The sequence below is a fragment of the Ectobacillus panaciterrae DSM 19096 genome, assembly GCF_000430785.1.
GTDB classification, from domain to species: domain Bacteria; phylum Bacillota; class Bacilli; order Bacillales; family Bacillaceae_G; genus Ectobacillus; species Ectobacillus panaciterrae.
This window is the reverse complement of sequence record NZ_AUMR01000012.1, coordinates 94,169-118,850: the sequence shown is the minus strand read 5'-3', so window position 1 is coordinate 118,850 and position 24,682 is coordinate 94,169. Positions and strand designations below refer to the sequence as shown.

The 24,682-nt window shown below is 41.8% G+C and carries 24 protein-coding genes, 1 pseudogene and 2 other annotated features; of the genes and pseudogenes, 19 read left to right on the top strand and 6 right to left on the bottom strand.

Annotation, left to right across the window (positions count from 1 at the left end):
- Positions 1 to 8 precede the first annotated feature (8 nt).
- On the bottom strand, positions 9 to 449 hold the full coding sequence (locus H540_RS0104955; protein WP_028399682.1) for a YaiI/YqxD family protein: 441 nt from the start codon (positions 447 to 449) through the stop codon (positions 9 to 11).
- Between the two features lie 262 nt (positions 450 to 711).
- The gene (locus H540_RS0104950) at positions 712 to 891 is read right to left on the bottom strand and encodes an H-type small acid-soluble spore protein (protein WP_028399681.1); all 180 of its coding nucleotides are present in this window, start codon (positions 889 to 891) and stop codon (positions 712 to 714) included.
- Between the two features lie 517 nt (positions 892 to 1,408).
- Between H540_RS0104950 and H540_RS0104945 the strand changes: the two genes are divergently transcribed.
- The 8 genes and pseudogenes from H540_RS0104945 to H540_RS29020 all read left to right on the top strand — a co-directional run bounded on the left by H540_RS0104945 (position 1,409) and on the right by H540_RS29020 (position 6,776).
- Complete coding sequence (locus H540_RS0104945) at positions 1,409 to 1,741, top strand: ArsR/SmtB family transcription factor (RefSeq protein ID WP_425388088.1); 333 nt, start codon at positions 1,409 to 1,411, stop codon at positions 1,739 to 1,741.
- A gap of 30 nt (positions 1,742 to 1,771) precedes the next feature.
- Positions 1,772 to 2,410 (top strand): MIP/aquaporin family protein, encoded by a 639-nt coding sequence (locus tag H540_RS0104940; RefSeq protein ID WP_028399679.1) that lies wholly within the window; start codon positions 1,772 to 1,774, stop codon positions 2,408 to 2,410.
- Between the two features lie 41 nt (positions 2,411 to 2,451).
- Positions 2,452 to 2,856 (top strand): arsenate reductase (thioredoxin), encoded by a 405-nt coding sequence (gene arsC, locus H540_RS0104935; protein WP_028399678.1) that lies wholly within the window; start codon positions 2,452 to 2,454, stop codon positions 2,854 to 2,856.
- A 561-nt stretch (positions 2,857 to 3,417) separates the two neighbouring features.
- A pseudogene (locus H540_RS0104925) lies at positions 3,418 to 3,705 on the top strand (NAD(P)H-binding protein); the annotation flags it as partial.
- A gap of 79 nt (positions 3,706 to 3,784) precedes the next feature.
- Positions 3,785 to 4,687 (top strand): ABC transporter ATP-binding protein, encoded by a 903-nt coding sequence (locus H540_RS0104920; RefSeq protein ID WP_028399676.1) that lies wholly within the window; start codon positions 3,785 to 3,787, stop codon positions 4,685 to 4,687.
- Entirely contained in the window at positions 4,680 to 5,510 is an 831-nt protein-coding gene (locus H540_RS0104915; RefSeq protein ID WP_028399675.1) for an ABC transporter permease subunit, read from the top strand. The genes H540_RS0104920 and H540_RS0104915 overlap by 8 nt, the downstream gene beginning before the upstream one ends.
- Positions 5,511 to 5,711: 201 nt before the next feature.
- The gene (locus H540_RS0104910; RefSeq protein WP_028399674.1) at positions 5,712 to 6,170 is read left to right on the top strand and encodes a YsnF/AvaK domain-containing protein; all 459 of its coding nucleotides are present in this window, start codon (positions 5,712 to 5,714) and stop codon (positions 6,168 to 6,170) included.
- 150 nt (positions 6,171 to 6,320) lie between these two features.
- Positions 6,321 to 6,776: a YsnF/AvaK domain-containing protein gene (locus H540_RS29020; RefSeq protein ID WP_051316997.1), complete on the top strand. Its 456-nt coding sequence runs from the start codon at positions 6,321 to 6,323 to the stop codon at positions 6,774 to 6,776.
- Positions 6,777 to 7,509: 733 nt separating this feature from the next.
- Here the strand turns inward: H540_RS29020 and H540_RS32965 are convergent.
- Positions 7,510 to 7,653 (bottom strand): hypothetical protein, encoded by a 144-nt coding sequence (locus H540_RS32965; RefSeq protein ID WP_155890946.1) that lies wholly within the window; start codon positions 7,651 to 7,653, stop codon positions 7,510 to 7,512.
- 628 nt (positions 7,654 to 8,281) lie between these two features.
- On the opposite strand from H540_RS32965, the gene H540_RS0104890 reads away from it, so the two are divergent.
- The 4 genes from H540_RS0104890 to H540_RS0104875 all read left to right on the top strand — a co-directional run bounded on the left by H540_RS0104890 (position 8,282) and on the right by H540_RS0104875 (position 14,423).
- On the top strand, positions 8,282 to 9,637 hold the full coding sequence (locus tag H540_RS0104890) for an arsenic transporter (protein ID WP_028399673.1): 1,356 nt from the start codon (positions 8,282 to 8,284) through the stop codon (positions 9,635 to 9,637).
- 369 nt (positions 9,638 to 10,006) lie between these two features.
- Entirely contained in the window at positions 10,007 to 10,384 is a 378-nt protein-coding gene (locus H540_RS0104885; protein WP_028399672.1) for a hypothetical protein, read from the top strand.
- A 207-nt stretch (positions 10,385 to 10,591) separates the two neighbouring features.
- Positions 10,592 to 10,838 (top strand) — a binding site (T-box leader).
- Positions 10,839 to 10,890: 52 nt separating this feature from the next.
- On the top strand, positions 10,891 to 13,986 hold the full coding sequence (gene ileS, locus H540_RS0104880) for an isoleucine--tRNA ligase (protein ID WP_028399671.1): 3,096 nt from the start codon (positions 10,891 to 10,893) through the stop codon (positions 13,984 to 13,986).
- A 161-nt stretch (positions 13,987 to 14,147) separates the two neighbouring features.
- Positions 14,148 to 14,423: an ArsR/SmtB family transcription factor gene (locus H540_RS0104875; protein ID WP_028399670.1), complete on the top strand. Its 276-nt coding sequence runs from the start codon at positions 14,148 to 14,150 to the stop codon at positions 14,421 to 14,423.
- A 372-nt stretch (positions 14,424 to 14,795) separates the two neighbouring features.
- On the opposite strand, the gene H540_RS0104865 is transcribed toward H540_RS0104875, so the two are convergent.
- The 3 genes from H540_RS0104865 to aspS form a co-directional block, all read right to left on the bottom strand.
- Complete coding sequence (locus tag H540_RS0104865) at positions 14,796 to 15,659, bottom strand: alpha/beta fold hydrolase (protein WP_028399669.1); 864 nt, start codon at positions 15,657 to 15,659, stop codon at positions 14,796 to 14,798.
- Between the two features lie 111 nt (positions 15,660 to 15,770).
- Positions 15,771 to 17,426 (bottom strand): penicillin binding protein PBP4B, encoded by a 1,656-nt coding sequence (gene pbp4b / locus H540_RS0104860; RefSeq protein WP_245592169.1) that lies wholly within the window; start codon positions 17,424 to 17,426, stop codon positions 15,771 to 15,773.
- Between the two features lie 361 nt (positions 17,427 to 17,787).
- Positions 17,788 to 19,080 (bottom strand): aspartate--tRNA(Asn) ligase, encoded by a 1,293-nt coding sequence (gene aspS, locus H540_RS0104855; protein ID WP_028399667.1) that lies wholly within the window; start codon positions 19,078 to 19,080, stop codon positions 17,788 to 17,790.
- A 154-nt stretch (positions 19,081 to 19,234) separates the two neighbouring features.
- Positions 19,235 to 19,439, bottom strand: a binding site (T-box leader).
- A 457-nt stretch (positions 19,440 to 19,896) separates the two neighbouring features.
- Between aspS and H540_RS29015 the strand changes: the two genes are divergently transcribed.
- Genes H540_RS29015 through H540_RS0104820 form a run of 7 tightly spaced genes read left to right on the top strand, consistent with a single transcriptional unit; the run spans position 19,897 to position 24,674 of the window.
- Positions 19,897 to 20,076, top strand: a complete 180-nt coding sequence (locus H540_RS29015) for a hypothetical protein (RefSeq protein ID WP_034670370.1) — start codon at positions 19,897 to 19,899, stop codon at positions 20,074 to 20,076.
- Positions 20,073 to 20,390 (top strand): pilin, encoded by a 318-nt coding sequence (locus H540_RS0104845; RefSeq protein WP_028399666.1) that lies wholly within the window; start codon positions 20,073 to 20,075, stop codon positions 20,388 to 20,390. The genes H540_RS29015 and H540_RS0104845 overlap by 4 nt, the downstream gene beginning before the upstream one ends.
- A gap of 4 nt (positions 20,391 to 20,394) precedes the next feature.
- Positions 20,395 to 20,784 carry a hypothetical protein gene (locus H540_RS0104840; RefSeq protein WP_028399665.1) on the top strand — a complete coding sequence of 130 codons (390 nt, stop codon included), beginning with the start codon at positions 20,395 to 20,397 and terminating at the stop codon, positions 20,782 to 20,784.
- Complete coding sequence (locus H540_RS0104835; RefSeq protein ID WP_155890944.1) at positions 20,699 to 21,355, top strand: TraC-like domain-containing protein; 657 nt, start codon at positions 20,699 to 20,701, stop codon at positions 21,353 to 21,355. The genes H540_RS0104840 and H540_RS0104835 overlap by 86 nt, the downstream gene beginning before the upstream one ends.
- Complete coding sequence (locus tag H540_RS0104830; RefSeq protein ID WP_028399663.1) at positions 21,336 to 23,165, top strand: VirB4 family type IV secretion system protein; 1,830 nt, start codon at positions 21,336 to 21,338, stop codon at positions 23,163 to 23,165. Before H540_RS0104835 ends, H540_RS0104830 begins: the two co-directional genes overlap by 20 nt.
- Before the next feature lies 1 nt (position 23,166).
- Positions 23,167 to 24,162 carry a bifunctional lytic transglycosylase/C40 family peptidase gene (locus tag H540_RS0104825; protein ID WP_028399662.1) on the top strand — a complete coding sequence of 332 codons (996 nt, stop codon included), beginning with the start codon at positions 23,167 to 23,169 and terminating at the stop codon, positions 24,160 to 24,162.
- Positions 24,162 to 24,674, top strand: a complete 513-nt coding sequence (locus H540_RS0104820) for a hypothetical protein (protein ID WP_028399661.1) — start codon at positions 24,162 to 24,164, stop codon at positions 24,672 to 24,674. The genes H540_RS0104825 and H540_RS0104820 overlap by 1 nt, the downstream gene beginning before the upstream one ends.
- Positions 24,675 to 24,682 lie beyond the last annotated feature (8 nt).

The following is a 24,682-nucleotide window of genomic DNA, read 5'->3' as shown; positions in this document are numbered from 1 at the left end:
GTTCTTTTTTAACGTGAAATCGCTCTTTTAAAAAGCCCCCTAAATTTCTCCCTATCTTCTGATGTAAATGGTTTTGGCCCCTTTGTACGCTTTCCGCTTTTTCGAGCCATTGCACTCAAATAACGTGTTTGTAATAATTGGTCAATGTTTTCATTTGTATAGCTATACCCATTATGGTGAAGAACCGTACACCCTTTTGCTAAACCTAGCGAAGCAAGACCATAATCTTGCGTAACGATTATATCTCCTTTTTCTGCTAACTTCATAATCCGATAATCCGCAGCATCTGCTCCAGAATCAACATAAATGGTTTCCACTCCTGATGGTTGTTCCGCATTAGAAAAATGAGAAAAGCTAGTAACAAGGATAACAGGAATTTCAGCATTCGTACCTTCAGAGATAATAATATCTTTTACCGGACAAGCATCTGCATCAACATAAATTTTCATCTTTATCTCTCCTATAAATAAGTTCGAATTGATAGTGATAATAATGGCAGATTAGGATTTTGTCAAACGATGAAGATGCTTTAGCTAAAATCATTTAAAAAACACATTAATAATCATTTTAATTCCATAGCATAATTTTCTAAATGATAAAAATTCTATGTAGATAAAAAATAGATATGTTTACAAGTTAATCATAAATAGAACATCGATTGGTTTAAAAGGGCAATAAACAAAAAAAGCGCGCATCAATTCCCGCGCTTTTTTATTTTTCTTTCAACGCATCGATGGAAACAAGTCGTTTTTCATCATGAGTTCCTCTAGCACAGATTGTTGCCATACTTGAAGTTTCATCAACGCTGTCAATCCAAATAGGAACACCATGATAGTGTACGGAAATTTCTTCAGGAGAGGAAAGGATTTCTTTTACGCGATTTAGTTCCATTCTATCACCTCACGTAAAAGTATCCCCCAATACAATTCGAATTAATCAAAAACTATATGTATTGACATCATTGAAAAATTACAAAACGTAAGTATCCTGAAGTGACTCATATCAAACAAGATGCATGGTTGCGATGGGCAGAAGCGATGAAAGAATTACAAATTTTAAAATCACGTATAAAATCCAACAGAAATAAAAAAAAGGGTTGCCGAGAAGTTTCTATATAGAGATTGCCCTGTGTGGTCCTGCTGCAGGAAAAGCAGGGGATATTCTAATGTAAAAGTTATGTAAAGTCGAAGCGTTTGCTCTTACTTATATAAGCATCTGGTTATATACTTATGTTTATGAAAGGCAAAGAAGGAACGGAGATGGTAACGAAACGCTGCTCTACATATGGCGAAAAGCGCAAGAACTTACGGGAGTGAGTAAAAAGGTGCATACCGCCTTTTATTTTTGCCTAATATATAAGCAAATAACTATATCGTAATGACTTAGAGGTGTTGGGGTGGAAAAAAACATGATGGATGTAGAGCGAGTGTCTCAAGCGTTGAAACTGTTAGGTGACAAAACGCGTTTGACGATGGTGGGGATTTTAAAGCATCGAGAATGTTGTGTGTGCGAGTTTTTGGAAGTGTTTGATATGAGTCAGCCTTCCGTGAGTCAGCATTTGCGTAAATTAAAGGATGCGGGACTTGTGAGGGAAGAGCGAAGAGGGCAGTGGATTTATTATTCCCTTAACTTACAAAGTGATTTATATGCACTAATTGAAGATATTTTAGAACATGTACCAGATCAAAATGACAAGATCCAGGTCATTCTGAATTGCGCTTCAAACACATGTTGTAATTAATTGTTAGTGGGAATACGGGGGAGTTCATGCATGAAGAAAAAACTAACTGCAGAATTTTTGGGAACGTACTTTTTAGTTTTTGCTGGACCTGGAGCTGTTGTGATTGATCAAATCACACAGAGCTTGACGCATATGGGAATTGCGTTAACCTTTGGACTTGTCGTAACTGCACTCATTTATACATTTGGACATATCTCAGGTGCGCATTTTAATCCAGCTGTCACGATTGGATTTTTCCTATATGGAGATATGAACAAGCGGGATGCGATAGCGTATGTGGTTGTTCAACTATTAGGTGCGATACTGGCAAGTATGACGACGCTTTTGTTGTTTGGAAATGTCGCCAAGCTAGGCGCAACGTTACCGAGAGGAACAGAGAGGCAATCGTTTGGTTTGGAATTTATTCTTACTTTTTTTCTGATGATGATCATTTTAGGATCGGCTGTTCATGGAAAAGCGGTCAAATCATTCGCCGGACTTGCGATTGGAGCCACGGTCGGGCTGGAAGCCATGTTTGGTGGACCGATAAGCGGTGCATCCATGAATCCCGCACGTTCCATTGGACCGGCAATCGTGTCAGGTCACCTCGAACATCTTTGGATTTATATCGTTGCTACCATACTAGGTGCGATTGCAGCGACTTTCGTTTATAAGTTTATGCATGAGTAAGTAACAAGCTACTAGATCACGTACTAAAGGAGATATGAAAAATGAAAAACAAAAAAACAATTTACTTCTTATGCACAGGAAATTCTTGCCGTAGCCAAATGGCAGAAGGGTGGGCGAAAAAGCATCTTGGAGATGAGTGGGAAGTACGCAGTGCAGGACTTGAAGCTCATGGATTAAATCCAAATGCTGTAAAGGCAATGAAAGAAGCGGGAATCGATATTTCGAATCAAACTTCTGATGTGATTGACCCTAAAATTCTTAATAACGCTGATTTAGTAGTTACATTATGCGGTCATGCAGCAGATCATTGTCCTGTAACCCCTCATCATGTAAAACGTGTTCACTGGGGCTTTGACGATCCGGCAGGCAAGGAATGGAGCGAATTCCAACGTGTTCGCGATGAAATCGAAGCGCGTATCCAGAAGTTTGCTGAAACAGGCGAGTAATCGTCTTAAGAGGTTGACTCAATTTTGAGTCCGCCTCTTTTTAGTTTATATATTCCAGATTGTCGGTAATTACTAAAGTATTTTTATTGAATCCTTTTTATATCTCCGATTATCTCTTCGTAAGGCGTGTTTTGGAGACCTGAGTGACTTTTTACAACATTTCTATTCTGATCAACTAGATAAAATCTTGTTCCGTAAATAACTTGATCTGAATTTTGTGGTTTATCGATAAATGTTTAAAAATTTTTCTTGTTTTTGCAATGCTTGTTAGATAGATAAACAATGGGGCGAGGATTGGATGAAAACCATTGCAATTATTGGAGCTGGCCCAGGATTTGGATACTCCATTGCAAAGTGATTTGGAAAAGAAGAATTTCAAGTGGCGTTTGTGTCCCGAGATCAAGAGAAGCTTAATCGGCTGGCTTCATGGATCAAGCGATTCGTGATGCGAGCATAGAGCAATACGAATATAATGGAGGGGATAAAATGAAAATACTATTGCTAGGTGCAACAGACCGAACGGGTGGTCTTGCGCTGAAATAAGCATTTGAGCGGGGTTACGAGGTTCATGTCTTGGTTCGAGATAAAAGCAAGTTATCTGAGGTCAACTCAGACAAAGTAACGATTTTTGAAGGAACACCAGAGAAAAAAAGAAGACGTGTGAGAGCGATGAAAGGCACAGGGGCTGTTATTATTGCGTTAAACCAAGTCCGTAAATCAGATAATCCGTTCTCAAAAGTAATTGGCAACCCGCACTTCTTGTCTACAGCTATGCAGAATGTTGTAGACAGCATGAAGAAGTTAGGGCTTGAACGAGTCATTGGTAAAGAAATGATTCAGAATAGATAAAATATCCTGTATAATGTGATTGATAAATTTAGATAATCGTCTAAATGTATGATATAAAACATGAAGAAGGTGAAAGGGTATGTTTATTGAAGTGAGCGAGCTTAGGAAAAGCTTTGAAAAGCAGCTTGTGCTTGAGAACGTCAGCTTTCATGTACAACAAGGAGAAACAGTTGGACTCCTCGGTCCTAATGGCTCCGGGAAAACGACCATTATTCGTCTGTTAAACGGTGTAATCGACCCTGATGGCGGAGAAATGCGTATTGGAGAATGGAATCCTGTAGAGAACGGGCATGATATTCGGCGCATGAGCGGTATTTTGACAGAAGGAGCAGGTTTATATTATGAGCTGAGCGGTTTAGAAAATTTGCTATTCTTCGCCAAGCTGTACCGATCCTATGAGGTAAAACGGATTCAGCAGCTGTTAGAGGAATTTCAATTAGATATGCACCAGCACAAGAAAGTCGGGACATACAGTACTGGTATGAAGCGCCGCTTGGGAATGATTAAGGCTTTGCTTCATCGTCCCTCGCTTCTGTTTCTTGATGAGCCGACGAATGGACTTGACCCGGAAGGAATTCATCTTGTCATGAGATATATTAAAAAATTAAGTGAACAAGAAGGAACTACTGTTTTACTCTGCTCGCATATTTTGCATCAGATGGAGACGGTATGTGATACATATTTATTTTTAGAAAAAGGAAGAATACTAGAAAGAGGAACGAAAGAAGAATTAGAAGAGCGTTATATTCGGAATGTTGTATTAAAGGTGGAAACGGGGCTATCGGTCCAAGGGACGCAATATGCCGGATATCCATTTGAAAGAATAGATGAAAGAAGAGTGCGCTTTCGTCTCCCTCACAAGAATGCCATTACAAATCTCATTCAAGCGTTGTCTCAAGAAACTTGGGTGCATCATGTGGAAATCGAGAACCGCGATTTAGAATCCCTGTACTTTGCGATTAGGGGGAATAGCTATGAATAAATCGATCATTTGGACGATTGCGTACAAAGATATGAAAGCTATTACAACAAACAGCCAAATTTGGCTTGGCATGGTACTTCTTCCCCTTATTTTATGTGTAATTCTCCCGCTCATACTCATCTTAACTGCCAAGTGGGCTCCTATTGATTCGAATGACACAGCTAAATTTGTGGCAACAATTCTAAAAGCGCTGCCGCAGGGGGAAACGAAAACAAAGCTGGAGAGCCTGCCGAGCATTAATCATCAAATTATATACGTTATGGTGAACTATATGTTAGGGTCTATGTTTTTAATCATTCCGTGTTTAAATTCCATGATGGTTGCAGCGAACAGCTTCGTTGGAGAAAAAGAAAGAAGAACACTCGAAAGTCTTCTATTTGCACCAATTACGGTAAAAGAGCTGTTTGTCGGAAAAGTGTTGTCTGCCTTTCTTCCTGCTATTACTATATCTATTGTAAGTTTTATACTGTTTGGCATTGTTGTGAACATCGCTACAGCAGGAATGTTTGATAAGATTATTTTTCCGAATGCGAACTGGCTTCTTCTTGTTTTTTGGTTGTCGCCGCTTGTGGCGCTATTCACCATTTTAATTAACGTACTCATTTCAGCTCGCGTACGAAGCTTTCAAGCGGCGCAGCAGCTCGGCAGTACGGTGATTTTGCCAATTGTTGCACTTGTTGTGGCACAAGCAACGGGCTTGTTATTGATCAGTCCTCTTTTGCTGTTTTTCATTGGTGTTGTTCTGCTTGCAGGAAATGTATTTGTCCTTCGGAAGGTTACGAAATATAACAATCGGAATGCTTTGTTTGAGAGGCAAATTTAGAACGTCGGATGTAAGGAGGCGTCTTTTCTTTTGAGTAATGAAGACCGCTATGTATGCGATATGTATCAACAAAGCTAAATCGATGAGATGCTGTCTTGTTCTTAAAACAAGTCAACTTTCCAGATTATAGGCGGAATAACATACAGTCCGAAAGAGCAATATAGTCATGGGCATCAAATTACATGATTAATGGAGGTAACTATGAGCGAATTTTTCGGATTCTTTGACGATGAGAAAGAAGAAAGACGTGAGAGGGCTGAAACTGTTGACGATGGAAAACTGCGTCTTCACCAAGAGGAACTGGATATCTCGAAAAATCGGGTAGAAACAGGAGAGGTAACCCTAAGCAAGGAGATTGTAGAAGAACGGAAGATCGTTGACGTTCCTGTTACCCATGAGGAAGTTGTTATTGAGAGAAGAGCAATCGACCATGAAGTGAGTGATTCCCCTATCAGTGCTGAAGAAACCATTCATATTCCTGTCAGCGAGGAGCGAGTTGAAGTTGGGAAACATACTGTGATAACAGGGGAAGTTTCCGCTTATAAACGTGAAGTAGAAGAAACGCGACACATAGAAGAGACCCTAAAAAGAGAAGAAGCTCGTGTAGATACAACTGGCGACCCTCATGTAGTTGCTGACGAGGATGATCCCCGTCACTAGGGCGCGTATTAAATGGAGAAAACACCTCACAAATTATGCCTACGATTTGTGAGGTGTTTTTTCAAAAGTGCTTGAAGCCGGCATTTTTGGTTACATATCTCGGGTTGGAAAATCTGCGGCGTATATGAAGGCGATGATGGAGGATGGGGTATGACAAAGGAATTGGAGCTTGATCAAGAAAAGGCTCAAACTGTAAAAGGGATGGATGCGGGGCATGATGTAAAGCTGAAGCTTTGTGAAGAACAGTTGGATATTTTCAAGACACGGGTACAAACAGGGGATGTGATCGTGCGTAAAGAGGTTGTCACGGAAGAAAAAATTATCGTCGTGCCTGTGAATCGTGAGGAGCTTGTGATTGAGAGGAAGGTTTTCGATGCAGAAAATCCGGATAAAATGAAAGGACATACGGAGATAATCCGAATTCCTGTCAGCGAAGAACATATTGAAATCGTTAAGCATCCGACCGCTTTAGAAGATGTTACAATCTATAAACGGCAATTTCAAGAGAGTGCGCATGTTGAAGAAATCTTGAAAAAAGAAAAGGTTCATGTGGAAACTATTGGAAACGCTGCGTTTGTAGAAAAAGAAGCTGAAAACCGCTCTTAATGCATCTAATGGAAATCACAAACGCTTCTTCCGTATATGAGTGAATAATAAATTCGACATTTCCATGTGCTATGTGCAACCAAAAGGGCGTATTGCGTGCTTCTTCTCTCTGGTTTACCTTTGCATGAACCACTACAAGGGTTTGAGCGCTTCTGCACGTCGCCGGATGATCTCGCCCCACTATATATAGTTTCCCCCTTCTGGTGCATGTAACGTAATGTATTGAAAGTTGTTATACTTAAAATCTATTCGTTCATGGCAATACCTCCAAGCATTTAGTGTCTCAACTGTAAGAATATATTCCTTGATGATGAACGAGTTGTTGTTCAATTTTTGACTGTGTATGTAATTTGAAAATAAATCTTCAGCTAGCTGTATTCTCTTGAAATCCGCTCCATCTTTACAAGAACATCTAAAAGCAGTACAAAAGCTATAAACAATCCTCCCTCTCACAAAAAATCCCTTTCTTTTAATTTACCATAAAAAGGGATTTTTTGTTATGTATATGCGGGAGAAATATGAAATGAAGACTATTTCATTATCTCGTATGACTATCAACAAAAAAGACCGCCCGGCTGCAACAGCTGGACGGCAAACGTCGTCAATGTATTGGGGGACCAAGATGACGAGATCTTTGTTATCATTATAAATACATTTTCATGGTTTGAAGGTTTTCTTGTCAGATTTTCTGACAAGGTTTTTGTTCATTTCTTATAAGAGTGTATAAATAAAATTATTCTTTTGAAATGTAGGATGTCAATTTTTCAAAAACTTCAACATGATCTGTAATAAGAAAAGCAGGAAGGAGCAACATAGCAAGCACCACAACTAGATTAGATCCAATCCCGATAATAAAAAACTTTTTTAATAAATTCATAGTATTTATTTCTCCTCTATTATTGTTATAAAACATATTATGTAAATAGATAGAAAGAGATTGGACAAGTTTCCCATTTTTATTCATGGTTATATAACCGGCAAATACCCATTTTATCCAAAAATAAAGTATAAGGGGCAAACGTACATATTGAAATAACTAGTCTAATATCTAGCTTTTTCTTTTCTCAATTTTCTTTCTAAAGCGTAAACATTACTTCGTTCATTTGAAGAACAATTAAAGAAGTGGGAAGGGGAACTTGTGGTTTTTGATATGGGAGAGGACCCAACGAAGATAGGATGAGTAAAGAAAGTTAGTAATACTATAATTGAACTCGCAATTGCAAGTGGCGAAACAGTGTATTTAAAGCTTTCTCATATCAAGTCTGCCCATTTACCTTAATGTATAAAGAGGTCCTACAGCGGTAGGACCTCCATTTTTATTCATGGTTTAAATATAACTGGCAAATACCCATTTCATCCGGAAATAAAGTATAAGGGACAAACATACATATTGAGCCTATTAGGTCTAAAGTCTATTTCTTTCTTGATAGAGTTGCATATAAATAGAATTAGATATCTAATTACTTAAGGTTCTTGAAAAGCAGGAAGGAGCAATAAATAGGCCAATGAATATTCACATCACAATTTCAGTTTTGGTGTTTCTTATGACAACAGCAGTGATATTTTGGAGACCGAAGGGCATCAATGAAGCGTGGCCAGCAGCAATTGGCGCGGGAATTATTTTATTAACAGGCGTTGTATCCCGCGCTAATATTCTAGACATTATCAGTAAAATCGGCGGCGCCTCAATAACTATTATCGCAACGATTGTCATGGCTGTTATACTAGAAAGCTTCGGTTTCTTTCACTGGGCAGCTGCACGGCTTGCAAATTTAGCTAAAGGTTCAGGTCACCGTCTATACTGGTACATTCAGTTGTTATGTTTTTTGATGACACTTTTATTTAATAACGATGGCAGTATCCTAATCACTACCCCCATTTTAATTCTACTCCTCAAAAATCTTCAGTTAAAACCACACCAACAAATCCCCTATCTCTTAAGCGGGGCTCTTATTGCAACAGCTTCCAGCGCTCCAATTGGTGTAAGCAATATTGTCAATTTAATCGCATTAAATATTGTTCACATGACACTTTATATGCACACGGCGATGATGTTTGTACCGGCAACGTTAGGGTTGTTGTTTATGTCATGGCTGATGTACGTAGTGGTAAAAAAGAAACTGCCAAAAAAGTTACCAAATTCATCCTATGATGTAGAAGCAATGTTTTTCGTGAAAAATTTTCATCCGCTAAAAGGACATATTCCGGTTGAAACCAAACGTCAACGTACAAAGTTTATGTTAAAGGTATTGCTGTTTGTTTTTATCATGCGCTGTCTACTCTTTGTTGCATCTTTTCTCTCGATTCCAATTGAGTTTGTTGCGGTAGTCGGGTCACTCGTTTTGCTTGCGTGGAGATGGTACCACTTACGCACAAATCCTGTTGATATATTGAAGAAGACACCTTGGCACATTCTGATTTTTGCCTTTTCTATGTACGTGATTATTTACGGTCTCCATAATGCAGGACTAACAGCAATGCTGGTAAATTTATGTGAACCGATTGTAAATCAAGGATTATTTTATGCAAGCTTTGTGATGGGGGGATTGGTTTCCATTCTATCCAATCTATTCAACAACCATCCAGCTTTGATGGTTGGAACCATTACTTTAACAGAAATGGGACTGGATCCAATCACGTTGAAAACTATTTATCTCGCGAATATCATCGGTAGTGACATGGGATCCTTACTCTTGCCTATCGGGACACTTGCCTCCCTAATCTGGATGCATATCCTCAGAAAAAATAAGGTTAAAGTAAAATGGAAAGATTATTTGAGCGTATCGTTGATTGTAATACCACCAACAACAATCGTAACGTTATTTCTATTATACTATTGGGTACAAATGGTCTTCGCTTAATAGCGTATCAAAAATATTGAAACTATTTTGGATATTAAAAAAGATTTTGTGATTGTCTTTAGGAGGAGATTTTTTTTTTGAACAATGTAATGCAACTACTAAATAAGCAGATATTGCAGGTTTTCTCCTTGTTCATCCATAATATTAAGATATCCTTATTTTAGAAAAAAAGAGGTTATGTATGAATACAGAAGAGAGGTCGCAAAGGATTGAGTATAATTTTCCGTATTTGGTTCAATTTATGATATTATTTGATGTATAAAATATATAACAATTCCTATTTTTGTCGGATTTTCATTGGAGTTGGCACAACCTGTTCGTTAATGGTGACGAAATGGGGGGCTATTTGATTTGGAGAGGAGAGACATGATGAGCGTTACAACTCAATATCAAGAGCGAGTGATGCAAGATTTAGAAAGTGATGAGGAAATTATTACAATTGCGGGAGGGAGGACAGCCCCTGCCAATTGGGTAATGAAGCTTTTTCCTGAAATTTCTTGGCTTACAAAAGATAACATGTCCATGGTTTTGGCGGTAACGAATCAAAGAGTTCTTGTGTATAAGCAGCATTTAAATTCGGACATACAACTTGCGATTGGTATTCGCCGAGCGGACATTCAAGAGTGCAAAGAAGTCAGCGGTCCGCTAAACGGGGCGATTCAACTAATCCTCAAAGATAGTCAATCCTTTAAGTTTGTGTTCAAAAAAGAGCGTGTTCTCGAGCTTTTGTCTGAACTTCAAAAATAAAGGCAGTAAACCAACATATTTTTAGAGCAGAGTCATTTTTAGAGACTGCTTTTTTGTTAGGAATAAGGGGGGAGCGCTGTCTCTAAGAATGTAGAGCGGGCAGAAACCTCAGTCGGATGGCTGGAATATACAAAGAGTATGAAATATTTTAAGAATAAATTGACAAGGATATAATTTCCATCATATAATAGCAAGCAATAAAAGCACACAAATTCGTTGACGAGAACAAGTACGTGATGAAGCTGTTCCACAGAGAGCCGGTATTTCGCTGCAAGCCGGTGTTCAGTTCATGACCGAATATCCTCTCCGAGAAGTCAAGCCGAAAATACAGTAAGCTTGAACGGGCGTCTACCGTTAAAAGGAACGCGTATGTCAGTACGTGGCTGAGTGCTATTGATGAACAGAAACTAGTCAATAGAATTAGGGTGGTACCGCGGTTGAACCCGTCCCTTCTGCAGGGGCGGGTTTTTGTGTGCTTTTAGCTCAATAAAAAGGAGTGGTATCACGTGAAAGAAGTAAATGTAAAAGAATCCGCTGTACAAAGAGAGCAGCGTGTTCGCAAGCAATGGGAAAAACAGCAAACATTCCACAAATCTATTGGGAATCGAGAAGGCAATCCGACTTTCGTATTCTACGAAGGGCCGCCAACCGCGAACGGATTGCCGCATGTCGGGCATGCGCTGGGCAGAACGATTAAGGATGTTGTTGCACGATATAAAACGATGACGGGATATCGAGTGCTGCGAAAGGCCGGCTGGGATACACATGGGCTTCCGGTGGAATTGGGAGTGGAAAAGCAGCTAGGCATCTCTGGAAAGCATGAAATTGAACGATACGGCGTGGAAGCCTTCATCGAGAAATGTAAGGAAAGCGTCTTTACGTATGAGAAGCAATGGCGTGAATTTACGGAGCAAATCGGCTACTGGGTGGATATGGAAGCCCCGTATATCACGTTGGATAACTCGTATATCGAGAGTGTATGGAACATTCTCGGCACGATTCATGAAGAAGGATTGTTGTACAAAGGGCATAGAGTTTCTCCATATTGCCCGAGTTGCCAAACGTCATTGAGCTCGCATGAGGTGGCGCAAGGATATAAGACGGTAAAGGATTTGACGGCTACAGTTAAATTCAAACGGAAAGACAAGGAAAACGAATATTTTCTCGGTTGGACGACAACACCTTGGACACTTCCGGCAAACGTGGCGTTAGCGGTTCACCCGGACATGGACTATGTGCGGGCGAAACAGGGAGAGGATATCTATATAGTTGCAGAATCCCTTGCGGAGAAGGTACTGCAGGGATACGAAGTATTATCTATGCACAAAGGGGCGGAATTGACAGGACTTTCTTATATGCCGCCGTTTGAGTTTGTCGAAGTACAAAAAGGGCATGAAGTGGTAACAGCGGAGTATGTTACAGATCAAAGCGGTACGGGAATTGTTCACATCGCTCCCGCTTACGGAGAAGATGACTACAAAGTTGTACGAGAAAACGGTCTATCTTTTGTAAACGTAGTCGATGAGAAAGGGAGATACACATCCCAGGTTCCTCTATTTGAAGGACGGTTCGTGAAGGATTGCGATGTGGATGTTGTGCGGTATCTTGCTCAAAAAGGACTGTTATACCATAAAGAAAAATATGAACACAGCTATCCTCATTGCTGGCGTTGTGATTCACCTCTGCTGTATTACGCAAACGAGAGCTGGTTCATCCGAATGACTTCCTTGAAGGAGCAACTGCTGCGAAACAACGAAGAAGTTAGATGGTATCCGGACCACATCAAGCACGGACGGTTCGGCAACTTCCTGGAACAAATCGTAGATTGGAATATCAGCCGGAAGCGGTATTGGGGAACGCCTTTGAATGTGTGGCAATGTGAGGAGTGCAAACATCAGCAGGCGCCGAAAAGCATAGAGGAATTGAGAAGTCTTGCTGCACATCCTGTGCCGGAGGATATTGAGTTGCATAAGCCATATGTCGATGATGTAAAGCTTTGTTGTTCCGAGTGCGGCAGTACCATGGCACGTACGCCGGAAGTCATTGATGTTTGGTTTGACAGCGGCTCGATGCCGTTCGCACAATATCACTTTCCATTCCGAAATCAAGAACTGTTCAAGCAGCAATTCCCTGCTGATGTGATTGCAGAGGGCATCGATCAAACGCGAGGCTGGTTCTACAGCCTGCTTGCGGTATCCACATTGTTTACGGGAAAAGCGCCGTACAAACGCGTGTTGTCCCTTGGGCATATCCTGGATGAAAACGGTCAAAAGATGTCTAAAAGTAAGGGGAATGCTCTCGATCCTGCAGACTTGGTACAAAAGTTTGGAGCCGACGCATTGCGATGGGCGCTTTTGGCAGACAGCGCGCCGTGGAATCCAAAACGGTTTTCGGAACGGGTTGTGCAGGAAGCGAAATCCAAACTCGTGGATACGCTGGTGAATGTACACAGCTTCTACGTACTGTACGCAAATTTGGATGGATACAATCCAAAGAATCAATATGAAGCAAAGAAAAATAAATTGGACGAATGGATCTTATCCCGTTTGCACAGCACAGTAAAACACGTACGAGAAAACCTGGAGGACTATCAATTTACCAATGCTGCCCGCTTCATCGCTGCACTAGTTGAAGAGGTAAGCAACTGGTATGTGCGTCGCTCCCGCGATCGCTTTTGGTCGAGCGGAATGAATCCCGAAAAGGCGGCTGCATACGAAACGCTGCATGAGGTGCTGGTCACGATCAGTCGATTGGTGGCACCGTTTACGCCGTTCGTCGCCGAGGATATTTACAGCAATCTGGAAGGTGACAGCGTACACCTCACAGACTATCCGGAATATGATGAATCCTTGATTCAAGTACAGTTGCAAGAAGAAATGGAAGCGGTTCTGCAAGTTGTGGAGCTCGGCCGAAGCATCCGAAATTCGACCTCATTAAAAGTGAAACAGCCGCTGGCAAGCCTTACGCTTTTAAGCAAAGGGGAACAGATGGACTGGAGCTCCTATAAAGATATCGTCATGGATGAACTGAATGTAAAAGCGTTCGATGTGAAGCAAGAGGAAAGAGAATACGTTTCGTATAAACTGAAGCTTGATTTCAAAAAGGCGGGGCCGAAATTCGGGAAGCAAACGAATCTCATCAACAAATGGCTGGAGCAAGCATCAGAGTCGGACGCTCAGCGTTTTATAGAGAGCGGTAAACAAGAAATACAGGTATCGCCGGGAGAAACGGTAACCGTCGCTATGGAGGATGTTCTTGTAGAAAAAGTGCCGAAAGAAGGATTTGCAGCAGCGTCCAACGGGCAGTATACTGTCATGATGGATGTCACGTTATCGGAGGAACTTGTGCAAGAAGGGGTGGCGCGTGAGTTTATCCGCGCCGTTCAGGAGTATCGCAAAAAATTGAACTTGCCAGTGAATATGCGCGTCGACATAGCTATGCATGCCGATGAGGAAATGAAGCGTGCGGTGGAGCAATATAAAGGTTTGCTGCAGGAAAGCTTATTGATGAAAGAACTGCTGATCAGCGACCAAGTTTTTGAAGCGGAAGAAGTGAAGGTAGGAAACAAAAAGGTTTCGATTAAGCTTACACCGGCAGGGTAGAAAGATCATATATTTTTAAAACAAAAAAAAGATTCCCAAATCGGGAATCTTTTTTTTGCGGTGTTTAAATTTTTTTAAAAACGACGGACATAAAATCGTATATTCCTTCGAATATTATATTGTGATATTTATAATATTTATATAAAGAGGAGAAAAGAAATATGGTAGAAAAAATAGAAAAGTATACAGATATCGCTGAAGTATTAAAGGTATTGGCACATCCTGTCCGCTTAAGCTTAGTAGAAATAATGCTTACAAAAGGCCCTACTAATGTAACAACAATGTATGGAGAATTGAAGCTGCCTCAAAGTACAATTAGTCAGCATTTATCCAAACTAAAAACTGCTAAAATCATTTCAGGCACTCGAAAAGGATTAGAAATTTATTATGAAGTAGTTGACAATCGCATTAAAGCGATATTATCAAGTTTTGCTTAAATGGTGAGTTTCTTGACTCCGCAGTAACGGGCGTAACGGAAATCGTTTGCTCAACGGTAACATGTTATCTTTTACACTGTTAATAAGACTGTCATCAAAACAACTTATACAAATACGCCCGGCATTATAAGATGAACGTGTCAAAACAACGAGCATTACTGACAGAGGGAAAATCAATGAAAAAACTTTCAATTGTCTTTATTGGTGTTAAGGTTTAGCAATACACTTGCGGAAGGGCATCACGGTTATATTCATGTGGAAAGCGAAGAAGGAAAAGGGACGGTTTTCACGCTGGTGTTTCCGAAGCCTATCGGTGAAACAGAGAAATAGCAAAGCGTAAGAAGCTGCGTCTTTCATACAGCTTCTTACGCTTCAGTTGTACTTGTCGAAAAATTCATTTATGTATTTCATGAACTCTTTCGGCTGCTGCCTGAAAGGAGCGTGATAGCCTTCTTCAATAATCCGCAGCTCGCTGTTCGGCAAAAGGCGATCATATTTTTCTCCGTCTTGCCAAGGCACGCTGCTGTCCTTCCGTCCCCAAACGATGAGAATTGGCAGCTTTAATTCCTTCGCAGCGATTTGCAGGCGTCTCGGTCTTTGCATATTTAATTGAACATAGTGGAGCTTATCTTTACGGTCGTTTTTAATTTCGGCAGTGTTGTAATCTTTTGCGTCCGATACATTCTTTAATGATGTGTCGAGATTCGGTTTCTTGCTTGGTTTTCCTTCCGTCAAGGATTCTGCGCCCGGCGCGTCTGTCAAAATGAGATGAGTGACGGCATCAGGGTAGAGATAGCTTACATTCATCCCGATTTCGCCGCCCATGGAATGGCCTAAAACAGCGAATTTCGTATACCCCATTTTCGTCATAAGCTTATAGTACAAATTAGCTTGGGTCGGGAAGGAGTAGTGAAAATCCACAGGCTTTGACGATCTGCCAAACCCTAATATATCGACGGAAATGATGGTGAATCGTTCTGAGAGAGCAGGGTAAATCTTTTGGAAGCCGTCAGATGAACCGCCGTAGCCGTGCAACATCAACAAAGGCGGTTTGTCGCTGCCGATTTTCTTGAAGTAAATCGTTTGCCCGTCGATATCCATCATTTTTTCTTCTATTTTCAAACTTTGGGCACTTTGTTTCGCGGTCGGGACTGCTGGCTGGGACTCGGATGATGTTTCGGTACAGCCTGATACGAAGCCGATTAAGACAGTGCCTATCAAAAATGCTTTTTTCATTGCGGTCACCTCTTAGGGATCAGTAGTATCCTAAGTTTACCAATATCACATATGTAAAGAAAGTTTGCAGGTTCAATTACAAAACGGACAGCCGCAGCTGCCCGTTTTCCTTTACTGTTTTTGAGCGATGCCCAACGCCTCGTATACGCGAGTCACCACGGCCCCGTATTTTCCGGTCTGGAAGACGTCCCCCGCAAACTTGTTTGCGTCTATCTTCGGGTCGATCAATGGAGAGTGCTTTTTGTTCGTCAATAATACGATACCCAAGTTATTGTCAGGGTCAATTACCGTCAGCGTACCTGTCCAGCCTGTATGTCCGACCGTGCTCCTGCTGGCATACGGGCCGAACATCCACTTCATGCTGCTGTCGGCGTTTTTCCTCCAGCCGAGTCCGTATGTCGGGTTAAGGGAGGACGACTGAACGAACGTATCGATGACAGAGCGGTCGAACAGCTTTACGTTACCGTATCCGCCGCCATTTAACATGACTTGAAGCAAAACTGCCAAATCACCAGTGCTGGAGAATAGCCCAGCATGGCCGGAAACGCCGCTCATGGAGTAGAATGCTTTTTCATCATGCACTTCTCCCTGCAGCGTATACGTGCGTATATTCGGGAAGCTGATGACGCCATCGCGCGTGTTGCCCGCCAATTCTGTCGCAGCAAAATCGTTCGGCTGAAATCCTTTTTGAAGCGGATTGAACAGCGTATGCGTAAGCCCTAAAGGTTTATAAATCGTGTTCTCCACATAATCATCCAGCCGCTGCCCCGTCACTTTTTCTATGATATACCCGAGGAGCATATAATCGACGTCGCTATATATGTTCTTTGTGCCGTGTTCATATTGAAGCGGCGTTTTCAGCATCATCTGCAATGTTTTGTCGCGTTCTTGGGAGTATAAATCTTTTGATACCTTTGGATTGTGATATTGCGGATCAGCCAAGAATCCTGCGCAATGATGCAAAATATCAATGAGGCACAGCTTATCCTTTCCTTTGACAAGGTCGGTTGGCTCGTCTTTGAATTCAGGAATGTAGTCTTGCACGCGGGCATTGATGTTTATTTTTCCTTCGCTCACGAGCTTTTGCAGGGCATAATTGACGGCGTACATTTTGGAATTGGAGGCGATGTCGAACATTGTGTCTTCTTTCATTTTTTGCGGATGCTGTAAAAGAGTGTGAGCATCATATTTCTTTGCGAAGCCGTACGCGGTGTTTTTGACGATTTTCCCATCCTTGACAACGATGAGCGCCGCGCCGGGGAACCCGTTCGTTACTTCTTGATCGATCAATTCATCTACCCTTTGAAATATCTTGGAAGAATGAATTGCTTCTTTAGGAGTTTTTATTAGAGTGGGATATGGAATAGACACGTGCAGGGAGGCTCCTTCCGGCTGTATATTTTTGAATTGGATTGTATTCGTGCCGTTTCCTGTATATCTTCCTATATCGAGCTTCATCGTTTTGCCGTTTTTGCTGTGGAAGATTTGGTGAGCGGGTATGATTTTCCCATTTATGTAGATTTCACTGCTCGCCACGCCATTGTTCGTGATGTAAAGTGTACCTTGATGTTCATAGGCTTGGAAGGCACTAGAACCGTTGTTGAAGAGATTTGTATCTACTTGCAGATTAGAGGGCGATTGAGTAACAGTTGGTTGTTGAAGCGGTGTGCTGTTATCCGCAGATTCGGAATGCGCAGTCCGATCCATCGGCGCAAAGAATGACAGTGTTACAATTGAAGTGGTCATGTCATAAGCAATACGTTTCATATTCTCATCTCCCTTTATTTAATCTATATTTTTACAATACTTACAAAATGAACCTATCACAAATGAGACTATACGTCTAGACATTAAGTTTCGTAGAATAAACATCCGTATATATACAAGTGAATAAAAAAACCGACTTTTTATAGTGGGGAGGGATCATCCGGCGACGTGCAGAAGCGGTCAAACCTTTGTAGTGGTTCATGCAAGGGGAAATCAGAGAGAAGAAGCATACAATACTCCCTTTTGGTTGCACATAGCACATGGACATGTCGAAATTATCATTCACTCATATATAGGCGGGCTATAAATAAAGGAAATAATAAGGAGCGGATTTTCCGCTCCTTATTATTTTCTGATGCGCTTACGGTGTAATACGCCCGCAGTCTCTTGGAAACGCGCTTGCTTCGCGAACATTCATTAAGTTTAAAAATTTGAATACGAGTCGCTCCAAGCCGATTGCAAAACCCCCATGCGGAGGAAAGCCGTATTGAAAGGAGTGCAAATACGATTTAAAGTTTTCTGGGTCTAATCCTTTGCTTTTGAACGATGCAAGAAGCTGTTCGTATTCATGGATACGCTGGCCGCCCGATGTGATTTCAAGTCCTTTATATAGCAGGTCGAACGATTCTGTCAGCGCAGGATTATGAGAGCTAGGCATCGTGTACATCGGCCGCGTTTCTTTTGGATAATGCGTGATGAAGACAAAGTCGCTGCCGAAGGATTCTTTAATATATTTGCCAATCAGCTTTTCGCCTTCAGTGTCTAAGTCTCCGGAGGGAGAGACTTTTTTGTACGTGCGTTGCAAAATTTCTTGCGCTTCTTGCAGCGTCAGCTTTGGAATTTCTTTAATTCCCGGTACTTCTGCGTTGAATAACTTCAACTCTTCATGAAAATGAAGTGAAACGGTTTGAAACATATGTTGCAGAAGATTCGTTTCCATCTCCATTAGCTCATGAAAATTTTCAATAAACCCTATTTCAGCATCCAGCGAAATGTATTCGTTCAAGTGGCGGGATGAGTTATGCTCTTCCGCCCGGTACACTGCTGCAACTTCAAACACTCTTTCAAAGCCGGCAGCTACCATCATTTGCTTATAAAACTGGGGAGACTGCGCCAAGTATGCTTTCTGTCCAAAGTAATTGAACCAAAATACGTTTGCACCGCCTTCCGCACCTTGTGAAACGATTTTCGGTGTAAAGATTCTCGTGAATCCTTGTCCGGAAAGGTAATTGCTGAAGGCCTCTGCAAATGCAGATTTGATTTTAAAAACAGCGTTTGCGCGTTCATGCCTTAGAGACAATACGCGGTGATTCAAGATGTGCTCCAAACCGGCCGACAAAGTCTTTTTATTCATTTCAAATGGCAATGGAGCCGCAGAGTTTAGGATTTGGATATGCTCTGCTATCATTTCCACGCCTGTTTCCGTTTTAGATGTTGCAACAATTTTCCCTGTAATTTGTACAACGCTTTCCGTCTCCGCTTTGAATCCTGCCCATTCATTTTCCAACACACATTGTATAACACCTGTGCGGTCCCTCAATAAAAGAAAGCTCACACTTCCCAAATGACGAATCCGCTTCACCCAGCCTTTTAATGTGACAACTTTATTTTCTTTACTCTTGCACTCTTCGATGAGCGCTCGCTTCTGATTCATATCTGATTCCTCCTAAATAGTTGAATGTGTTTTTGTTATCATCGTCGCCATCGTCCACAGCGCTCACCTCCTTTAATAGAAAAGCGGAACCGGCTCGCTCGTGCTTCTTAAACTTCAAATATTTTACCTGAACATAAAAATACCCGTCCCCTAAAAAAGGGACGGGAAAACCGCGGTGCCACCCAAATTGTCATTATGACCACTCAGCTTCTGTAACGGCGAAGACCGGCTGCTTCTACTTTTTGTTCAAAGCAGCACTCGCAGGTGTCATTCAACCAGGCCGCAGCGCAATCTTTTCAGCTGCCGATTGCTCTCTGTGGAACGGCGGTTGGTTTACTCTTCCTGTTCAACGATTTCGTTCTTATAAGTATTTACAGAATATTCTATTTAATCAACGGACAAAATGCAAGCAAAAGTTGTAATGATTTTTATTTTGTTTGTAAATTAAGGTTTCATGCATATTGGATGCTTTTATATTCTACTGTGATTAAGGTTAGACACCGTTATGTAATCTTAAACATGGCGCAAGTCTTGTATTGATTGCTGTGGGGATCAGTCTTGCGGCATGCTGCTAAAGCGATACAAATCAACGTATTGGCGGCGCTTTGCAGGGATTTGTAAATACAGCATCTTTTTACATGGAAGATCACATCGGAGTTTGTCCGATGTGATTTTTTTGTTCCATTTTTCATATCTTTTAGAAGTTATGTCATCATTTGAAGAACGAAATCTGTGCTAGAGGTGTTGTCTTTATGGACTTAGGGGGATATACATTAATGAAGAAAAGAAGATTTCTTCAAAGAAGGGGGAGGGCACGTGAGCCAGGAGGAAACAAAAAAGTTAAATGCGGAAATTCCGATTGAGCTGAAGAAGCGGCTTGATGTCTATTGCAGTATGAATGATCGTTTTATTTATAACGTCGTAATAGAGGCGTTAGAGGAGTATCTCGATAAAAATACCCAAAAAGAAACCCCGAAAGGAGAGCTGAGTATATGAAATGCTGGAAACGATTGTATGTCTCGATATTGGTATTTTGTGCAGGAATGGCGCCGCATATCGTTTTAGCGGCAAGTGATGACCCGACTACGATTGTAAAAAATGTCGCGAATGGTCTCATCAACTTCTTTATGGTTGTGTCGCCGTCTATCGGGACAGCGGCTATTATGGCGATGGGCGTTATGTATAACCTTACGAGCTCTGCAGGAAAGAAAGGCGAGTACAAGAAGAATATGAAGGATACATTCATTATTGTAGCAATTGTTATGAGCGCAGGCGCTATTATGAAATGGTTCCTTGGACTGCTGGGGTGAGCACATGGAGGAAAAGCAGGAATATACAATTCCCGGAAATGTGAATGGAAATTTTGAAATTATGCAAAATGTTACACTGAGGGATTTAGTCTGTTTTTTACCGTCACTTCTTCTCGATATTCCGGTGCTCCTTATGCCGATTTCTATGTACATAAAGATTCCTGTCATTACGATTACTTTGATGGTTTCGGCTGTTCTTGTCTATGTGAGACCAGTGCGGGAAAACATTCCGTTTTGGCAGCATGCCCGTGAACTCGTTCGATTCCATGCGAGACAGAGAGTATATTACTACCGGAAGGAGGATATTCATGAGGAACTATTGGAAGAAGAAAGCAGAGAAAAAACAGCAGCAGGAGCAATCCATCCAAAATTTGATACCGGTGAGGGCGCTTGACGGGGGAGTCATTGTCACGCAGGACTTTCGCCTTGTGCAGCTTCTTCGTGTGTCCTCCTTCAATCTCGACTTAATGAGCCATCGTGAGTTAAACGAAACGATGGAAAAGTACGAATTGTTTTTAAGAAGCTTATCTTTTCCTATTCAAACAGCGATTATGTCTCAGCCAGTAGACCTTGGGAGTTATGTAAAGAGTTTAGAAACAAAAAGAGATGATTCTTCTTCTGTAAAGCAGGAATTGCTAAAAGGATATATAGCATATGCCAAAGGGATGGAGACGAGTACAACAATGATTCAGCGGCAGCGCTATTTGATGATAGGCGAACTTATTACAGGCACGACAAAACAAGCATATGAAGAGAGCATGGTCCTGCTCGATCAAAAGAAAAAACAAGTGAAAAGCGGGCTGGAGGAAATGGGATTAACCGTGCAGGAAGCAAGTGATTTAGATATTGCGAGATATCTTCACACCCTGTTTGATTATGAAGGATCGCAGCATTGTCCTATTCAAGATATATTTATTTACCCCTACACAATAGGAGGGAGAGCACGTGATATTCTCCAAAACTAGCAAGAGACAATCTGAGCTGGAAATGTATGTAGGCACGTGTGCGTCTCTTAAGAATAGAATTGCGCCTGGATGTGCTGAAGAAATGAGAGACTGCCTTTTATTCGGCAGAAATTATGCGCGAACACTTTTGGTCGTCGATTATCCAAACAGCGTAAGGGGGAACTGGCTTACAAAGCTGTATCGTTTTTCCGGAAATATAAATATAAGCACCCATCTCGTCCCTGTAGCAAGCGATAAGATGATTCGTCATCTTAACCAATCTATTGAAGAATATGAAGCTCGGATGAATCAATCGCTTTCGCCGGTGCGCCGCAAGGAAACGGAGCGAAAGCAAAAAAGTGCCGAGCATATGCTGGATGTGCTTCTCGGTCATAATCATAAAACTATTTTTCTCGTTCATACGTATATCCATTTGCAAGCATCCAGTTTAGAAGAACTAGATCGTTTAACAGATCGCTTGCAAAGCATCATATGGCAAACAGGGCTTTCAATTGTTCCTGCAAGAGACAATATGCTCGAAGCCTTTCGAAGCGTACTGCCGATTTGCGAGATTGCGCTTCCTCATTATACGCATCAAAATATGCATACTTCTGCCGCATCTTCCATGCTGCCGTTTGATGAAAGCGAGCTGTTTATGCAAAGCGGGATTATTATGGGGCAAAATCTCCACACAGACAATGTGGTCCTTGTTGATATGAATAATAAGAAGGTATTTCCGTCGCGCAATATGCTTATTCTTGGGACGACCGGCATGGGGAAAAGCTTTTTTATGCAGAAGCATTTGCTACGGCAATGGGTGCTCGAAAGCGAAGATACTCGTTTCTTTCTGATAGATCCTGAACGTGAGTTTGCCCGTGTTGTTTCGCAAATCGGCGGTCAGGTAATCCGAATCAGCAACAATACTGAGCATGTAATTAATCCGTTTCACATTTTGCATGATACAACGGACGATGATATTCGCGGCAGCGTTTTGTTTTTAAAGATGCAGCGGCTAAAAATCTTTTTTAAGCTCATTTATCCGAATATGTCTGTATTGGAAAGCGCTCTATTGGAGCGGGCACTATTCGCTGTATATAGACAGTCGGGCATTACGGAGGATACTGTATTTGCTAACCGAAAGGCGGAAGCATTTCCGACGCTAGATGACTTATATCGTCATATCGGAGAAAAAGGGTATGAAAGCTTGCGGGATTTTCGGGAAATTTTGCGGATGTATACAGAGGGGACGAATGCAAAACTCTTTAATGGAACTACAAATGTGAATCTGCATAACAACATCATTTGCTTTGATATAAGAGATTTGCAGCAGGACGGAGACAGTCAGCCTGTTGTTATGTTTAATATTCTGTCATTTTTATGGGAAGAAATTACACGCGATACCATTACGCCTAAAAAGCTATATGTAGATGAAGCGCATCTTCTTATGCGTAACGCAAAGAGCGCGTTGTTTCTTCTAGATGTATATAAACGTATCCGAAAGTATGCAGGGGAAGCCATTGTTGCTTCGCAGCAGCCTATTGATTTTCTCGGTACGGCAGAGGGCGGGCACAATGTAGGCAAAGCGATATTGAATAATAGCATCAGCATGCTTCTCTTAGGCTTGCAGGATAATGATATTCGTGATCTAAAGGAATATGATGTGCTTCGGCTTTCAGAGGAGGAAGAAGTGATCATCGGACGGCGCAAGCAAGGAGAGGGCATATATGTTGCCGGACATAACCGGGTGTATATGCGAGTAGATGCAACACCGGAAGAATTGCAGCTGATTGACCCGAGGCAATATGCGGAACGGTTCGGGGGCGAAGGATAGCATGTATGCAAAAGCGGCTATTTTAGGGATCAAGTATTGGAAAGAAGTACTTACAGCTTGTTTGCTGCTGTGTCTGCTTCTATTCATCGTATTTTTTGGCGGATTGCCGAGTCAATCAAGAGATGTTCACGTAGTGACACCGGAAGTACGGCAGTGGGAGCCGATTGTACGAGATGCTGCAAAAAAAGCAGGGCTGGATGAAAAATATATTCCGGTTTTGTTATCCATCATCATGCAAGAAAGCGGGGGAACAGCAGCGGATGTGATGCAGAGCAGCGAATCAGCTGGTCTTCCTCCAGGCTCTATCACTGATCCGGCAGCAAGTATTCAGCAGGGGGTCAAGCACTGGAAAAATATGCTGCAAACAGCTGAGAAGCTCGGGATTACAGATCTTTCTACTATTATACAAAGCTATAACTACGGACCGGGCTGGCTTTACTATATAAAGGAGCACGGCGGTGTCGGCACAGAAGAGCTGAATAAGCAATTTTCAATTGCGCATACAAAATCGGCAAGCTGCGGCTGGCGCAGCCCCTATTGCTACGGGGACTATACATACTCGGCAAAAGTGATGCGGTATTTAGACCGAATGCAAGGATCATTAAGCGGAGATTCTTTGTTTCAGCAGGTTATGGGAGAAGCATTGAAATACGAGAAGTGGCCATACAGCTGGGGAGGAGAGACGCCGAGTACAAGCTTTGATTGCAGCGGTCTTATGAAATGGGCCTTTGCCGCAGCTGGTGTTCATTTGCCCAGAACTGCAGAGGAGCAGTATCGATATACGACGCGAATAACCGAGAAGGAGCTGCGGCCGGGAGATTTAATATTTTTCACCGGAACGAGCAATCACGCTTTTATCAGTCATGTAGGTCTTTATGTCGGAAACGGGATGATGTACAACAGCAACAGCGACGGAGTCGGATACAGCGATCTTAACAAGCCCGTATGGCGGGAAAAAATTTACGGATACGGACGTATACCGGCAGGAGGAAGTTGATGAAGACAATGAAATGGATGCTGGCGGCGAGTCTACTCTTTCTTGTTATTACGGTATGGGGGCTTTATTTTTATTTAAATAGCTTAGAAGATAGAAAGCACTTGCAAGAAGAATTGCGCTCGTTAAAGGGGGCGGCGCATTTCGATACGAAGACTGTCTTGGCTGATAAGAGTATGAATCAAACCATTCAATCCTTTTGCAAAGCTCTGTACAGCGGAGCTGACCATACAGCATTGCGTGCATATGTCACAGAACGGGGAGAAGCAGAAATCATTCCGCTTGGAGAAAACAAGGGCACTACAAAAACAGATATAAAGGTTCATAGTATATCCATTTTTGAGGGAGAAACAAACGAAAGGACCGCAACGGTAATAGCTGCTGTTAACCGCACAGTTACGATTAAAGGAAACTCGATAACGAGCACACACTATATTCAGCTTGCACTGCAAAAACAAGATACATGGCGAATCGATTCTGCAGCTCTATTGACGGATGTGCCTGCCGCAAAATAAGGAGGAGC